At 69.6% G+C, this 418-nt stretch carries 1 protein-coding gene; it reads right to left on the reverse strand.

Features of this window, described 5'->3' with window-relative positions:
- The coding region (locus tag G3I71_RS48610) for a GTP-binding protein (protein ID WP_164325386.1) at positions 1-410 on the reverse strand (410 nt) is incomplete at its 3' end.
- Positions 411-418: the final 8 nt, after the last annotated feature.

The following is a 418-nucleotide window of genomic DNA, read 5'->3' on the forward strand; positions in this document are numbered from 1 at the left end:
TTGAGAACGGGGATGATCTGCAGGTCGTTCTCGAGCGCGAGGTAGAGGTTCGCGAGCGTCTGCGCCTCGATGCCCTGCGCGGCGTCGACGAGCAGCACGGCGCCCTCGCACGCGGCGAGCGAGCGCGAGACCTCGTACGTGAAGTCGACGTGGCCGGGCGTGTCGATCATGTTGAGCGCGTACGGCGTGCCGTCGAGCTCCCACGGCATGCGCACGGCCTGCGACTTGATCGTGATGCCGCGCTCGCGCTCGATGTCCATGCGGTCGAGGTACTGCGCGCGCATGGCGCGCGCCTCGACGACGCCCGTGAGCTGCAGCATGCGGTCGGCGAGCGTCGACTTGCCGTGGTCGATGTGCGCGATGATGCAGAAGTTGCGCAGCAGCTCGGGCGCGGTCGCCGACGGGCGGATCCGCGCGG

The sequence above is a fragment of the Streptomyces sp. SID12501 genome, assembly GCF_010550245.1.
In the GTDB taxonomy this organism is placed as follows: domain Bacteria; phylum Actinomycetota; class Actinomycetes; order Streptomycetales; family Streptomycetaceae; genus Streptomyces.